We start from the raw sequence: 15,256 nt of genomic DNA, 5'->3' as shown, positions 1-15,256 counted from the left end.
AAGCTTGAGGATCACGACTGCCTTTTTCAATACGTGTCGTTATGGTGTGCTTACACCGTTCCTTCTTGGGCCACGTCTTTTGGCTCTACTGGTACAGCAAGGGGATGCAAGTTATCGCTCCCCACCTGCCACTAGTAGCTAAATTTCCACTCTTAGTTGTGTTAACCATTGTTACTTCCTTTGCCTTTTCCTATGTCGCCCACCTTGTTTGGTCAGGGGTTAAACGGCGCTTCAATCTCCGCCACCTTACTAACGGTTAACCACTACGTTGATAAAAAGAGAAGCCGGGAAACATAATATTTCCCGGCTTCTCTTTTTAGCCTTCTTGATCCAAATTAATAAAGGTACTGTAGCGCATGTAGTGGTAGTGAATCCGCATATTAGAAACCTCAAATGGGGTCCCGTCATCTAAGAAAAAGACCCCATCCATTATCCCGACCGGTTCCGTTGGCGAGAGCTTAAGGAGTTCTTGGTCATTAGCCGTCGATGGTGAGACGCTAATAGTGGTAAAGGACTTCGTAACCCGCTTCCCCATGCTATCTTCGAGGTAGTTAAAGATCGAACTATTAACGACTGCCGGTGACAAGGTCGGCACGATCTTAATCGGGATAAAGCCCGTCTCAATCATAAAGGGTTGGTCGTCAATTAGCCGGAGCCGTTTGATTTGATATACAAAATCATTATCATTAAGGAAGAGTTCTTCTTGAATGTCGGCACTAGCTGGTACTACTTGGTAATCGAGCAGTTTGATTCCCTGCTTCTTACCATCCACCCGAAAGCTATCGGTAATCCCCAAGTTGCTACCTTCATAATGAAAGAGGGATTGGTTCTTCAAGTACAGCGGATTAATGAAGGTCCCCGACCCCCGCTTTTTGAAGATGATACCCTGTTGAGCTAAGATACCAAGGGCACGCTTAATAGAACTACGGCTCACCCCGTAAGTCTCACTGAGGCTTCGTTCATCCGGAAGCCGCATCCCGGCATATTGGTTCTGTAAAATTTTATGTTTTATATCACGCATCACGGAGCGATATACTAAATCTGCCATCTCATTAGCTCCTCAGATTTATTTTCTGCATACTTAATACTATTATTAGTATAACAAACCTATTTGAAATTGGGGCCTTTTGCTAAAAAATTGGTCCGTTCCAGTATTACAAAGGAAGTTTTATTATGAGCAAAAAGAATAAAAAAAGCAAGTTAAAAAAGACCCAGGTTGAGCAAATTCTCGATAAAAATAAGATTGCCTACCAACAGGCCGAGTTCCCAACCCACCAGGATGGTGATGTCCGGACCATGAGCGTCGACCATACCGGTGTTGATGAGCATACTATCTATAAGACGCTGGTCTTAACCGGTAACGTTACCGGGCCACTGGTTGGGGTACTCCCCGTCGATACCCACCTGGATGAGAAGAAGCTCGCCAAGGTTTCCGGTAACAAGAAGGTCAACATGGTCCCGCTCAAGAACCTATTGAAGACGACCGGATACGTGCACGGGGCTAACACGCCCGTCGGGATTTACGAAAAGTACGAGTATCCAATCTTCATTGACCAGTCGGCCAAAGAGCAGGGGGAGATCTACGTTTCCGCTGGTAAGGTTGGTCGGTCGGTCCGGCTCAACGCTGAGGACCTAGCCCGGTTAGTCCATGCTCAATTTGCTGACCTGCAACAGGCCAACTACCCCGGGTAGGCTACCAAATCAGTGGGGGTAATTGACCACCACGCACTCACCGTTTAAACTAATAGGTATATCACAACGAGGCTGAGAACTTGTGCACTTCCCAGCTTTAATTTTTTTATAGAAAGGTTCGAAGAATTCTAATGAAGAAAAACTTATCTGCCTGTACCACGGTTTTAGTTGGTAAAAATGCCACTATCGATGGCTCAACAATGGCGGCTCGTAACGATGATACACCGCAACCCCTATGTCCAATGCGGGTTGTTGTTTACCCCGCTTACCATGACCACCCTAACCAGGTGAAGTCCTACCTTAACAAGTGTGTCATTGATCGGCCGGCCGATGGCTATTCCTACCAGGGGGTACCAAACGTTGACTACCAACACCTGGGCGTCTTCGACGAAAGTGGTTTTAACTCCCAAAACGTCGGGATGAGTGCCACGGAGAGTGTTTATGCTAACGAGCGGGTACTATCCTGTGACCCACTAAACACCGAATCCGGTATTAATGAAGACCTGATCGTGGCAACTACCCTTCCATTTATCAATAGTGCTAAGGAAGGGGTAAGCCACCTCGGTGAATTGGTCAAGAAGTATGGCTCGGCTGAAGGAAACGGTGTTATCTTCTCGGACAAGGATGAAATCTGGTACATGGAAATTGTTACTGGTCACCATTGGGTTGCCCAACGGATTCCGGATGATGCTTACGCCGTTACCGGGAACCGGATTGCCATCCAACAGGTGGACTTTAGTGACCCCGACAACTTTATGTGGTCAGCAGGTATTCAAGAATTCGTCGAAAAGAACCACCTCAACCCAGACCGTCATGGCTGGAACTTCCGTCATATCTTTGGAACAGCCAATGTCTTTGACCAACACTACAACACCCCACGGCAATGGTACGGTCACAAGGTCTTGAGCCCGGAAGTGGAAATGGATCCCCTCGACTTTGACTTGCCATTTATCATGCGGACCGATCGTAAACTATCACTTGAAGATGTGGAAGCTGTTTTGAGCAGCCACTACCAAGGAACGGTTTACGACCCACTGGGCAAGGGAACGGAAGCAGAAAAGCACCTCTTCCGGCCAATTTCTCTAAACCGGACCCAAAACTCCCACGTTCTCCAAGTTCGTAATGACTTGCCAGAACAGGCTTCTGCTATTATGTGGATGTGCTTCGGTATCCCAACCTTTACCCCGTACGTTCCATTCTTTGCCCAGGCCCAAGACATCGACGAAAGCTACCGCGAAACGCCGATGAAGCTGGACATGAACCTCAAGAGTGCCTACTGGATGTACCGGACACTGTCGATGCTGGTTGAATCACACCATGCTGAATTTGCCCAGGACGACCTGGACTACCTAAAGGACGCCCGGGAATATCTTTACCGTTGGGTTAACACCATTGCACCACAAGTTGCTGGTAAGGATGATAATGAAGTTAATGAATTCTTGAGTACGGAAAGTCACCAAATGATGGCGGAACTGGCAAGCCGGACCAAGAAGTTAATGGCCGAGTTAGTAATGAGCGGTCTGGAACTATCTAAGCTGACATTTAAGATGGACGAAAATCTGTAAAAACTACATTAGGCTAAAGAGCCCCCGGTATTCTATTTGTGAATACCGGGGGCTCTTTAATCTCTCCAGACCGACCTAGTAATAAAGTCTGTTATGATAGAGATAATGATTATAAAAAAGGAAGTCTTACCATGTTTCAACCACAACTGGGCCTTAAAGGGAGTAGCTCACAAACTCAAATTGATGACCGACTTAAGCACCACCCTACGGTCTACGAATTCTATACTGACGCTAACGACTTTACACCGAATGGTTACCGGCACCTTTACGATGCTGTCCAGTATGTCCAGGCGGCTGGAATTAACAAGATTGTTCTCCACCACCCGATGAAGTTTCGTAACTACCATTCCGAAGTGGTAGCGCCTGAACAAAATTACCCCGCCCTTTACCGTTTTATCGAACAGAGCACTGAACAACTCATCCGCCTTGCTGACGACTTAGATGTCCAGGTTCTTGTCCACGGCGGCTATTCCGGTGACGAAGCGCAGCACATGGTTGACCTTTACCCTAACGTTGCGGCCGCCCGCGAGGCGGTTTATCAGCGGCTCGACCGTTTTGTCCGGGCCGGCCGTGAGCACATTATGTTTGAAAATTCGATTGCACCGGTCTTTGCTTATGGTCACCCCGACCAGGAGGATGAAATACTGGCACACCATTACCGGTTGGCCTTTGATACCTCCCACTGTTTCATCGAGCTACACGGTGATAACCAGGGCCTGCAAGCTTCACTACGCCACCTAGCCCCGGCGGTCGTTCACTACCACCTGGTCGATTCTCTCGGGCAAACCCACGATAGTTTAACGCTAGGAACGGGTAAAATTAACTGGGCAAGGGTGTTGCCATTACTCAACCCAAGCGCCACTAGTATTTACGAAATTAACCTGCGCGACCAAAATAACTGTGCTGAACAATTAGCCAGTCACCGCTACCTTTGCCAACTGGCCGACCAGCTAAGTAACTAGGAGGTGCAGCGTGAAAATCCATATCAATAAACAGCACCTCTCCTTAGCGTTATCACTATTTTTCTTATACCTAGCGATCATTTTTTGGCCCCACTTCGCCCGGTGGTGTCGTACCTTTTTGGCCGCACTCACCCCGCTCTTAATTGGTGCGGTCGTGGCCTACATCGTTAACCTCCTTCTTCGTCAGTACGAACGGCTCTACCGCCACTTGTTTAAAGGAAAACGGGCCGCCAAATTTCAGCGGCTGTGGGGGATCGTGCTGTCATACTTAACCATTTTCCTAATCCTGGCGGTCGTTATTCGACTGGTAATCCCCGAACTGATTAGCTGTATCCAACTGCTAATTAATAACCACAGTAAGGTGATTACCCATTTCATTGCCAGTTTTGAGCATAACAGTAGTATCCAGGAAGCGATTAAACACCTTGACCCACGGCACCTTAACTGGTCGAAGGCCGAGAAGTTTCTTTCCTATGGCTTTGGCGGGACCTTTAAAGCCGTTATCTCAACGGCCTCTTCAGTAGTCTCCGGAGCTACTACCGCCCTAATTGCCTTTTTCTTCTCGATTTACCTGCTGATCTATAAGGAGATGCTGGCCCGGCAGTTTACCCGCTTAATCAACACCTATCTTAGTAAGATCAAACTGCCGCTGATGTACGTTATCCGGACCTTTGATGACTGTTACAGTAACTACATCGCCGGCCAGTGTAAGGACGCGGCTATTTTAGGGGTGGCTTGCTTTATCGGAATGACCATCATGCGGATGCCGTACGCCACCATGATCGGGGTAGTCACCGCCATCGGGGCCCTCATCCCCATCGTCGGTGCTATCCTCGGGGCCAGCATCGGGGTGATCCTGATCTTTGCCGTTTCACCGATGCAAGCGTTGGTATTCCTAATCTTTATCATCGTTCTCCAACAGGTTGACAACCGGGTTACCTACCCGCTGGTTGTGGGCAAAAGTATTGGCCTCCCTAGTGTCTGGGTCTTTGCCGCCGTCATCGTCGGTGGTAGTCTCTCGGGAATTCTAGGAATGATGCTAACCGTTCCGCTCTTTGCGGCCATTTACCGAATCGTGGCAACCGATGTTGGTAAACGGGAAAAAGGATAGTTTTGCTTTTAATCAAAAATGAACTCCCAATATCGTAAAGTAAGTCGAATATTGGGAGTTCATTTTTTATGCTTATTTTTTAGTAACCGCTAAGGGGGTCTGCTTTTGGCGCATCGTTTGCAGTAGTCGACCGGCCTTCAAGCGGTTCAAGACGGTATCGATCGCCAGGCTTTCTAAGGCATCGTTTTGCGGGTTGTCACCAGCAGTTGCGGGAGTGGTTCCCGCTAACTTAGCGTTTAGCAGGGTGACAAACTGGTCATACGCCTGGCGCGGATAGGCACTGACCGTTACCTGGGCAATTCCCGCACGGATCTCATCAATTGAGAAACTGGACTTAAAAAAGCCAATCAACAGGAGGTCAACCAACTGGTTAACGGCATACTTCTTCTTGACCGGTGCCTGGATTACCTTCTTTTTGACATAGTTATTGACCATTGATTTAGTCAACGGTTCCACGCCAATTCCCGTCAAGTGCTCGTTAACAATTGTTACAACCTGGTCAATATACAGCTCTAGTGCCGGTAATTCCTTCCAGTAGGGAAAGCGAACCTGCGCCAGCTGTTTTTTCCATCGTGTGTACTGGTTTTGCTCGGTCATCTTACTGCCCCCTTATTCTTTAGCCGTTACGCCAAGTGATTTTCCGTTGTACTGATCGGTCATTAGGACCCTTTCCAATACCTTGGCTAGTTCACTTGCACTCACCCCATGGCCGACTAGTGGTTGACCTTCATCGGTTAGGACCGCTGGGGTTGAATTAGCCACTAGCGGTGGGGTGCGAATTATGGTGTACGGTAGTTCTAGTTCATCAATCATTTTAATCGCATACTGGTAAGACCAGAGTAGCTCCTGCGCATTGGGGCCATACCATTGCCGGAGCTGCTCACTAGTCAGCTCATCGGCCGTTCCCGCCATGGACAACATCACAATCTTACGCGGAACAAAGAGTGCGTGGTCAAGCATCGTTGCCAGTACCTGGGCCTGGTCATCAACTGGCTCGTTGACTTGGGGCAGCCAGCACAACTGATCACCACGCTGGAACTCAAATTTAAAGTTTCCCTGCACAACCGCGTCATACAGTTTTTTCATAATAAGCTGGCTAAGGTTATCATGCCGCCGACTAACAATTACAGTTCTTCCCATTCGACCATCCCTTCACGTACTTGCTAGCTAATAGGCCATTAATTCATCTTCTACGGTGGAATCTTCAATCCGAACATCCGTGATGGTACTTTGCTCGAGTAGTGGTAACAGCGCCTGAATATTACCGGTATATAAGAAGCGGGTCTCATTTTGCGATTCACCCAGCATATGGGCACCGAGCTTAATTGCAACATCGATCGGTAGCCCAGTCCCGGTAACCGTGACGGTACAGTCAACCCCGTCATTCATACTAAGGTCACGGGCCGAGGTTAAGCGGTCACTGCTAAAGTAGTAGATGGTATTGGCAAACCGCATCATGGTTGAGACATCGCCACTAGTAAAGATTACCACTGAATTAGTCTTAGCCGCATAGTCTTTCACCAAGTTACCAATCGTCTGCCGGGTCTCTTCGTTTAATTGGTCAAGGCTGTCGCTCAAGAAGACGACTGGCCGGCGTAGAGCTAATAGTATGATAATTCGCAGTACTTGCTGTTCACCCGCGTTCAATTCTGCTATTTTTTCATCGTACTTAATCCCCAACGGTAGGAGCATCTGTAAGGTCTGCTTAACATCGAGGGCACCTTTAACATGCTTAACAGCACGGCCGATTGCCTTTTCGACTGTTTTTCCTTTTAAGGCAACCTGGTCAAAGGACGCCACCACCCGTTCGGGATGGCGCCTGAATTTAGTGATATCTTCACCATTAATTTGGGCCGAACCTTCGATAATCTTACCCTGCCCTTGCAATAACTGTTCTAACGCCAGGGCGGTTCCCTTATTTTCACTACAGATCGCCACCATTTTCGGCGACATCAGGCCTAGTGAAACCTCTTCTAGTTGGTCGCCTGACTTGGCCTCAAAGGTTAAATTGCTCAATACCACACTACTCACTATTAATCCCCTCCATACTTTAAGTATAATTTTATCATTTTTATAAAGCGGTTAATCACCCACTATCAATTAATTTCAAATTTATAATAGATAACGGGTCAAAAAGACGATTTAAATATTACTCTTCGAATGCGTTTTAGCGTATAATTAAACATGTTTATTAACTGATCAAATTAATTCAGTAGTTATAGTTAAAGGAAGTATCACGAATGACAGCAATGAATATCCTATACATTTCAATTGAGGGTAACACCCGTGCCTTTCTTCACCGTATGCAAGAATTTGCAGAACAACAACATATTCTTAATCCAAACAATCCGCTAATTAAGCTCAAAGAGATCGGCCCGCAGGATGCCCCCGCACAAGAAAGCGCCCCCTTCTTTGTTTTCGTTCCCACTTACCTTACCGGCGGCAACGGAATTGACAATGGCTTTACCGAGATTATGACAAATGCCCTTGGTGAATACATTGAGGATGGTCATAATGCCAAATACTGTATCGGTGTCGTTGGCTCTGGTAATCGCAACTTTAACGAGCAATACTGCCTAACTGCCCGGAAGTACGCTCAAATATTTGACGCACCCTTCCTTGATAATTATGAGTTACGGGGGACCACCGTTGATACCGAGCGGATTTACAATGTCCTGGCACGGCAATGGGCAAAAGTCACCAACGAGTAATTAGCCTTACAAATAAGGACTGTGGCTTAAGTCCGTTATATCGATCAAAAGTTACCAGCACAGTATATAAATGGCCTCAAGTATTCGGAAAACCCGAACGCTTGAGGCCATTTGTACTCGCGGGGGTGCTTTACGTCGAAAAAACAAAGCCGTAACCGACTTCGGTCTCACGTCCCCTTATCGATCTTACTATTCTGACTTTTCGTCCCCTGTGCAAATAATCCAGGTTAGGCCGTAGCGGTCTACAATTTGGCCCATCATCCGGCCACCTACCCAGTCGCCAAAGGGAACCGTTACCCGCTGTTCATCATCATCGGCCAGTTGTTTAAAAAATTGCCGTGCCCGGTCCTTTTCATCACCAAAACTTAGGATAATTGAAATTAGTGACGAACTCTGGGGCGTCCCCATCGTTGCATCGGCGCAAATAATTTTTTGACCCGCAACTGAGAATTCACCATACAGTGTTGTCCCTGCTAAGTCCTCCGTGGTCAGGCCGATATTTTCCGCCTGTTCCCTGTTTAGTGGTTGGTGGTATGTAATTTCCGCACCAAAGTTTTGAACGTAGTAGTCCATCGCTTCCTTAGCATTTTCAAAAGTTAAGTACGGGTATATTTTTACCGTCATATCTATCCTCCGTAAAAATCTTCGCTTTTGATTATATGGTTCCTGGCCCGTGTCGTCAAATTGGTCTAGTAAGTTCTTGTTCCGGCTCACTTTAAGTAAAACGTTTTATTGTGCTATAATAAGTTGGCGAATTAATTAATCTGAAAGGACGAATCTTGTGGAAAATGTAAAAAAGCATAGTCCGCTGTTAATCCTCGGCTTACTGCTGCTCGGGGTTTGTATGCGGATGCCGATCACGTCAATTCCGTCAGTGGTCGCTGAAATTGCCCAAACTTTTAAAGTACCGACAACCAGTCTTGGGATTTTAACCACCATCCCCCTCCTCTGCTTCGGTCTACTATCATCCGTTGTTTCTGCAACTGCCCAGCGGATCGGTAACGAATTAACCTTGACAATTGCGATGGTACTAATGTTTATCGGTTCCTATCTCCGGATCATTAGTTTCTCCCTTCTAATGGTGGGGACGGTGATGGTCGGGATCGCAATCACCTGTATCAATGTCCTTTTACCGGCAATTGTAACGGATAAATTCCCATCCCGGATTGGGAGCGTGACCGGGATGTACAATACGGCGATGACGCTTTTTGCAGCAATCGGGGCCTACGCAATTACGCCAATTGCCCACCATAGCAGCTGGCAGACGGCCGTAATCATCATTAGCGCCATCGCTCTAGTTACCGCCATCGTGTGGTTACCGAACCTTAAGTACAACGAAATGAACGGGGCTGACAATGACGCAACGGGAACTAATATGTGGAAGAAGCGTAACGCCTGGTGGCTCCTGCTCTTCTTTGGTTTTCAATGTTTTGTCTTCTACAGCGTCGTCGCCTGGTTACCAACCATTGCCAAAACTGCGGGACTAAGTGGTGACCAAGCTAGTATGATTGCTGGCCTATTCCAGCTCTTTGCCTTGCCATTTGCCTTTACGGTACCGGTTATTGCCACCAAGATGACTAACCGGCAACCGATTATGCTTGCGGCCGGGATTGCCTCGATGATCGGGACCGTAATGATGTTTTTCGCGGTCAACTCCTTTGCCTACTTCTGTGTAGTGGCCTTCTTATTGGGGGCCGGTTCCACAACTACCTTTGTATTGGCAATGACCCTCTTTGGCCTCAAGACCAAGAGTGCAGCGGATACCCGTAACCTATCGGGAATGGTCCAATCGCTGGGTTACCTCATTGCCGCCCTCGGTCCAATTATCGTCGGTAACCTAAACGCCCAAACCCATAGCTGGTTTGCCAGTGTGATCGTCATCCTGATCGCTGCCTTCCTATTTACGGTCTTTGGGATGCTTGCGGAGCGCCACCAATACATCTAAATTCATACAAAAAATGGTTGGGATTTACCCAACCATTTTTTAGTATGAGGCGATAATCTTAGCCACTATTACTCACTAACACTTGCCCTAGTTATGTATATTAGGCCGTCAACCGGTTGCTAGTCGATAAAAAACTTTTGCTCTAGACCACTTTTAGTATTTCAACAAGTAAATCCATTTATGGAGCGCTTTATCCCTGGTGGGCCATTTTAATGTACGCCGGAAACCGGTTCCTTTTATAGTGCAGACTAGCGTTGGAGAGTATATAATTGGAACGGTGAAATAATTTCTGTAATTTCAGAAGGAGTGAACATTTTGGCTACAGAAAACAAAGCTGTTATTACATTGTTTGGTGCTACTGGTGACCTCGCAAAGCGGAAGCTGTACACCGCCCTTTTCAAGCTCTACCAAAAGGGTTACCTGCAAGATCACTTTGCATTACTTGGTACCTCCCGTCACGAATACAGTGACGAAGAATTCCAAGAGGTAGTTCGTGAATCAATCAAGGATGTTGAAGAAACCCGCGATGGTGAAGCACAAGACTTTTCCAAGCATTTCTTCTACAAGTCACACGACGTTACTAAGCCTGAACACTACACGATCTTAAAGAAGCGGATCGAAGAATTGGACAAGCAATTCGGTGCGGAAGGCAACCGGCTCTTCTACATGTCAATGGCTCCCCAATTCTTTGGTACCATTGCCATGAACTTAAAGAAGCAAGACCTGCTTTCTGACGATGGCTTCAACCGTCTCGTTATTGAAAAGCCATTCGGTCGTGACTTTGACTCCGCTAAGAAGTTAAATGACGAATTATCCGAAACCTTTGATGAAAACCAAATTTTCCGGATCGACCACTACCTGGGTAAGGAAATGGTTCAAAACATCCAAGCACTGCGCTTTGGTAACACCATTATCGAATCACTGTGGAACAACCGTTACATCGACAACATCCAAGTTACCCTGAGTGAAAAGCTGGGGGTTGAAGAACGTGCCGGTTACTACGACCACTCTGGTGCCCTGCGTGACATGGTTCAAAACCACATCATGCAAATCGTTGCCCAATTGGCAATGGAACAACCAGTTTCCTTTACGGATACTGATGTGCGGGTAGAAAAGATTAAGGCCCTGCGGAGTCTGCGTGTTTACACCCCATCCGAAGCTGCTGCTAACTTTGTTCGTGGCCAATACGACGCTGGTGATGGCACGGAAGCTTACCGCTCTGCTGATGGTGTTGATCCTGAATCAGGTACTGAAACCTTCGTTGCAGCTAAGTTACTGTTTGATAACTACCGCTGGTCAGGTGTACCATTCTACGTTCGGACTGGTAAGAAGTTAGCTGACAAGTTTACCCGGATTGACGTTGTCTTCAAGAAGCCATTGATCGATATCTTTGCTGATCCACGGAACGAAAGTGACCAATCACTGAACTCCAATGTTTTGACCATCTTCGTTGAACCAAAGTCTGGCTTTGCTATGCAATTAAACGCCAAGCGTGCTGGTCAAGGCTTCACTACGCAACCAGTTGACCTGAAGTACTTACAAAGTGATACCGACAAGAAGGAATCACCAGAACCATACGAACGTCTCTTCCACGATGCTCTGGAAGGTAACCACACCAACTTTGCATCATGGGCTGAAATTGCCTACGCTTGGAAGTTTGTTGACGTTATTCGGAAGCTTTGGGATATTGAAAAACCACAATTCCCTAACTACATCCCTGGCTCAATGGGTCCTGCTGCCTCTGACGAACTCTTAGCTCGTGACGGCCGCAAGTGGGTTTACCGTTTGAACCACTAATAATTTACCCTAAGACTGAGAATCATTCTCGGTCTTTTATTGTTTATTAAAGAGCGTCTTTAGTTTAGAATCTTTTTGAACTGCTTTCGTGTTATCGGTTGCACACAAAAATTTTTTTGCTATAATGGACATTGTGAAAATAGTTACATGTTTTTCTTTTAGAGGAGAGTGACTTTAATGTCAGAGAACAAAGCACAAATCGGTGTTGTCGGTTTAGCTGTTATGGGTAAAAACCTTGCATTGAACATTGAAAGTCGTGGCTTCACGGTTGGTGTATACAACCGTCACCGCAATCGTACTGACGAAATGATGAAGGATCACAGTGACAAGAAGCTGGTTCCTAGTTACACGATTGAAGACTTTGTTGATTCACTTGAAAAGCCTCGTCGTATTCTATTAATGGTTAAGGCTGGAAAGCCAACTGACGCTGTTATTGACGAACTGCTTCCTCTGCTTGACAAGGGTGACGTTCTGATCGATGGTGGGAACACTAACTTCCACGACACCATGGCCCGGAACGCTAAGTTGGACAAGTCTGGTATCAACTTCATCGGTATGGGTGTTTCCGGTGGTGAACTTGGTGCCCTCCACGGTCCCGCTCTGATGCCAGGTGGTCAAAAGGAAGCTTACGACTTAGTTGCTCCTATTCTGACCCAAATTGCTGCTAAGGCTGAAGAAGACGGTAAGCCATGTGTTGCTTACATCGGCCCTAACGGTGCCGGTCACTATGTAAAGATGGTTCACAACGGTATCGAATATGGTGATGAAGAATTAATCGACGAAAGTTACAACATCATGCGTAACGTTCTGAAGATGCCAGTTGACGAGATCGCTAAGACCTTTGCTGAATGGAACAAGGGTGAACTGTCCAGCTACTTAGTTGACATTACTGCTGATATTCTTACTCGTAAAGATGACCTTGGTGACGACAAGAACAAGCCAATCGTTGACATGATTCTTGACCGTGGTGCCAACAAGGGTACTGGTAAGTGGAGTTCAGAAACGGCCCTTGAAGGTGGCGCTCCACAATCAGTTATCACTGAAGCTGTTTACGCTCGTTACATCTCCATGATGAAGGACGAACGGGTAGCTGCAAGCAAGGTTTTGCCAGAAGTTACTGAATCCATCTCCATTGATGACAAGAAGGAATTGATTGAAAAGGTTCGTCAAGCCCTTTACTTCGGTAAGGTTATGTCCTACGCTCAAGGATTCGAACAAATGCGGATCGACTCCGAACGCTACAACTGGAACCTGAAGATGGGTGAACTGGCACAGATTTGGCGTGCTGGTTGCATCATTCGTGCACAATTCCTGCAAAACATCACTGATGCCTTCGACAAGAACCCTGACTTGAAGAACCTGCTTCTGGACGACTACTTCAAGGACATCGCCAAGAAGTACCAAAAGGCTATCCGGGACATCGTTGCTCTTGCTGTTAAGGCTGGTATTCCAGTTCCTGCCCTTAGCGCTGCTATTAGCTACTACGACTCCTACCGTGCAGAAGTCGTTCCTGCTAACCTGCTGCAAGCACAACGTGACTACTTCGGTGCTCACACTTATGAACGTGTTGACCGCCCAGGTAACTACCACTACACTTGGTACAAGGAACAATAATAAATGCGTTAAAGCAGTGGGAGTGTGACAGACGTCGGTTACGACTTCGCCTTTACGACGCGTAGCTAGGCTATCTGCCACCCCCGCGAGTACAAATAGGCCTCAAGCGTTCGGGTTTTCCGAATGTTTGAGGCCTATTTGTATATCACGGCTGTTGACTTTTGATCGATATAACGGACTTAAGTCACAGCCCCTTTTTAGTTTAAAGAATAAACGGCGTTAAGTATTGGGGGATTACCGCAGCTTAACGCCGTTATTATATCTGGCTTTATTTGGGGTTCATTTCCAGGGTCCCCAAGGTCTCCTCATGTTGGCTAAGGTCGAGCCCCCGTGCTTCTGCCGCCTTCGAAACCCGAATCGGCATTACCCGCCGTAATCCTTTAATGATGACCATTGAAAATACAAAGGCCAGCACTACCGTTATCAGTGTTGCTAGTAGCTGGATTCCAAACAGGTGCCAACCACCGCCCACTAGCAGGCCATCATACTTCACTTGCCCATTAACACTATGCTGGGCAAACAGGCCGGTCGCAATGCTACCCCAGATTCCGCTAAGTCCATGGCAGCCAAAGGCATCTAAGGTATCATCAATTGATGGAAACAGTGGCTTAATTTCAGTAATAAAATAAAAACTGATGGTCGCCGCAATTAGGCCAATCCATAATGCCGCATTAATGGAAACATATCCCGTGGCCGGCGTAATTGCCACCAAGCCACAGAGCGACCCGGTACAGGTTCCCACTAGAGTAACGTGACCAGTTTGGTGAACCTCCAGGAGTTGCCAAGCAACCATTGCCGCGGCCGATGAAACGGTCGTCGTAATCATCGCTTGAGCGGCCACATCATTAATCGCTAAGGCCGAGCCCGCATTAAAGCCGTACCAGCCAATCCATAAGATTGCTGTTCCTAGCAGTACCCAGGAACGGTTGGCCGGTTTATCATTACGAAAGTAACGTGGTCCTACGCCAATTGAAAGTGCTAAGGCAGTAACCCCTGCATTAATGTGAACAACCGTCCCACCGGCAAAGTCAAGTGCCCCGAGCCTAGCAAGCAAGCCACCGCCCCACACCATGTGGACCAGGGGATAGTAAACAACAATTGACCAGCAGATAATAAAGGCAGTCAAGAACTTAAAACGTACCCGGCCAACGACCGCCCCGACAAACAAGGCCGGGGTGATGATCGCAAACATCATCTGAAATAGTGCGTAAATTCCCTGCGGAATCCTCGTTCCGGTTAAGTGATCCAAAACGACGTGGTTAAACATGATTGCGTGTAGGTTACCAATGACTCCCAAACTATTGCCACTAAATGACAGTGAATACCCAACTACCACCCATAGGATCACCGCTAAACCACAGATGTAAAAAACCGACAGTAAAGTGTTAACCGCATTACGACGGGCCACCATCCCTCCATAAAAGAAGGCTAGTCCTGGTGTCATAAAAAAGACCAGGACACTGGCAATCATTACAAATAAAGTATTGGCCGTACTCATTAACACTCACTCCTTGAAACATTTGCTAACCACTATACGGCCTTCGTTCGCCCATTACAACGTCTCGATAAAAAAGCATTAATTATGAGTCAGAGTGACGGTAAAACTTAAATTAATTACCTAATCGGCGGCCGGGACTTTATTAATTAATGGCCTAGTCCGTTGCTTTTACCAACATCCCATTCTTGATTCGGTACTTACTATAATTGCTTAAAATTTTTACTAATAGCTAGCCAGGATACAAACTAACGGCCGGTACCACCCTTCTTTCTTGCTCTTTATCAAGCAGATTAGGTAAAAATAATAAAACCCTAAATTTCAAGAATAAGTTAGCCACTGGACTCAAATAAATAATACTGAC

15 protein-coding genes are annotated in these 15,256 nt (G+C 46.8%); 9 read left to right on the top strand and 6 right to left on the bottom strand.

All coding sequences use genetic code 11. From position 1 onward, the window contains the following. Positions 1-41: 41 nt before the first annotated feature. Positions 42-260, top strand: coding sequence for a hypothetical protein (locus tag ACI31H_RS01865; protein ID WP_439770302.1), 219 nt, complete (start codon positions 42-44; stop codon positions 258-260). 56 nt (positions 261-316) lie between these two features. Here the strand turns inward: ACI31H_RS01865 and ACI31H_RS01860 are convergent, their stop codons facing one another. Beyond that, positions 317-1,048, bottom strand: a complete 732-nt coding sequence (locus ACI31H_RS01860) for a GntR family transcriptional regulator (RefSeq protein ID WP_439770301.1) — start codon at positions 1,046-1,048, stop codon at positions 317-319. Positions 1,049-1,173: 125 nt separating this feature from the next. On the opposite strand from ACI31H_RS01860, the gene ybaK reads away from it, so the two are divergent. The 4 genes from ybaK to ACI31H_RS01840 all read left to right on the top strand — a co-directional run bounded on the left by ybaK (position 1,174) and on the right by ACI31H_RS01840 (position 5,330). After that, positions 1,174-1,692 carry a Cys-tRNA(Pro) deacylase gene (ybaK, locus tag ACI31H_RS01855; protein WP_439770300.1) on the top strand — a complete coding sequence of 173 codons (519 nt, stop codon included), beginning with the start codon at positions 1,174-1,176 and terminating at the stop codon, positions 1,690-1,692. A 131-nt stretch (positions 1,693-1,823) separates the two neighbouring features. Beyond that, a complete protein-coding gene (locus tag ACI31H_RS01850; protein ID WP_439770299.1) occupies positions 1,824-3,257 on the top strand; it encodes a C69 family dipeptidase in 1,434 nt (477 codons plus the stop codon). 131 nt (positions 3,258-3,388) lie between these two features. Then, positions 3,389-4,219 carry a sugar phosphate isomerase/epimerase family protein gene (locus ACI31H_RS01845; protein ID WP_439770298.1) on the top strand — a complete coding sequence of 277 codons (831 nt, stop codon included), beginning with the start codon at positions 3,389-3,391 and terminating at the stop codon, positions 4,217-4,219. A 10-nt stretch (positions 4,220-4,229) separates the two neighbouring features. Further along, the gene (locus ACI31H_RS01840; protein ID WP_439770297.1) at positions 4,230-5,330 is read left to right on the top strand and encodes an AI-2E family transporter; all 1,101 of its coding nucleotides are present in this window, start codon (positions 4,230-4,232) and stop codon (positions 5,328-5,330) included. A gap of 72 nt (positions 5,331-5,402) precedes the next feature. On the opposite strand, the gene ACI31H_RS01835 is transcribed toward ACI31H_RS01840, so the two are convergent. The 3 genes from ACI31H_RS01835 to ACI31H_RS01825 are packed head-to-tail and all read right to left on the bottom strand — an operon-like array spanning position 5,403 to position 7,361. Further along, on the bottom strand, positions 5,403-5,927 hold the full coding sequence (locus ACI31H_RS01835) for a DUF1836 domain-containing protein (protein WP_439770296.1): 525 nt from the start codon (positions 5,925-5,927) through the stop codon (positions 5,403-5,405). A gap of 12 nt (positions 5,928-5,939) precedes the next feature. After that, positions 5,940-6,470 carry an NAD(P)H-binding protein gene (locus ACI31H_RS01830; RefSeq protein WP_439770295.1) on the bottom strand — a complete coding sequence of 177 codons (531 nt, stop codon included), beginning with the start codon at positions 6,468-6,470 and terminating at the stop codon, positions 5,940-5,942. A gap of 27 nt (positions 6,471-6,497) precedes the next feature. After that, positions 6,498-7,361 carry a multidrug ABC transporter ATPase gene (locus ACI31H_RS01825; protein ID WP_439770294.1) on the bottom strand — a complete coding sequence of 288 codons (864 nt, stop codon included), beginning with the start codon at positions 7,359-7,361 and terminating at the stop codon, positions 6,498-6,500. Between the two features lie 209 nt (positions 7,362-7,570). Between ACI31H_RS01825 and nrdI the strand changes: the two genes are divergently transcribed. After that, positions 7,571-8,041, top strand: coding sequence for a class Ib ribonucleoside-diphosphate reductase assembly flavoprotein NrdI (nrdI, locus tag ACI31H_RS01820; RefSeq protein WP_439770293.1), 471 nt, complete (start codon positions 7,571-7,573; stop codon positions 8,039-8,041). Positions 8,042-8,230: 189 nt separating this feature from the next. Here the strand turns inward: nrdI and ACI31H_RS01815 are convergent, their stop codons facing one another. Then, positions 8,231-8,665 (bottom strand): VOC family protein, encoded by a 435-nt coding sequence (locus tag ACI31H_RS01815; RefSeq protein ID WP_439770292.1) that lies wholly within the window; start codon positions 8,663-8,665, stop codon positions 8,231-8,233. A gap of 157 nt (positions 8,666-8,822) precedes the next feature. On the opposite strand from ACI31H_RS01815, the gene ACI31H_RS01810 reads away from it, so the two are divergent. From ACI31H_RS01810 to gndA, 3 genes are all read left to right on the top strand, one after another. Continuing rightward, positions 8,823-9,986, top strand: coding sequence for a CynX/NimT family MFS transporter (locus ACI31H_RS01810; RefSeq protein WP_439770291.1), 1,164 nt, complete (start codon positions 8,823-8,825; stop codon positions 9,984-9,986). A 315-nt stretch (positions 9,987-10,301) separates the two neighbouring features. After that, positions 10,302-11,783 carry a glucose-6-phosphate dehydrogenase gene (gene zwf, locus ACI31H_RS01805; RefSeq protein ID WP_439770290.1) on the top strand — a complete coding sequence of 494 codons (1,482 nt, stop codon included), beginning with the start codon at positions 10,302-10,304 and terminating at the stop codon, positions 11,781-11,783. A gap of 177 nt (positions 11,784-11,960) precedes the next feature. Continuing rightward, entirely contained in the window at positions 11,961-13,397 is a 1,437-nt protein-coding gene (gene gndA / locus ACI31H_RS01800) for an NADP-dependent phosphogluconate dehydrogenase (protein WP_439770289.1), read from the top strand. 268 nt (positions 13,398-13,665) lie between these two features. Here the strand turns inward: gndA and ACI31H_RS01795 are convergent, their stop codons facing one another. After that, the gene (locus tag ACI31H_RS01795; RefSeq protein WP_439770288.1) at positions 13,666-14,895 is read right to left on the bottom strand and encodes an ammonium transporter; all 1,230 of its coding nucleotides are present in this window, start codon (positions 14,893-14,895) and stop codon (positions 13,666-13,668) included. Between the last annotated feature and the right edge of the window lie 361 nt (positions 14,896-15,256).

The sequence above is a fragment of the Limosilactobacillus sp. genome, assembly GCF_051873035.1.
GTDB lineage: Bacteria > Bacillota > Bacilli > Lactobacillales > Lactobacillaceae > Limosilactobacillus.
The sequence above is the reverse complement of the archived record's forward strand: the minus strand, read 5'-3'. Positions and strand labels throughout refer to the sequence as shown.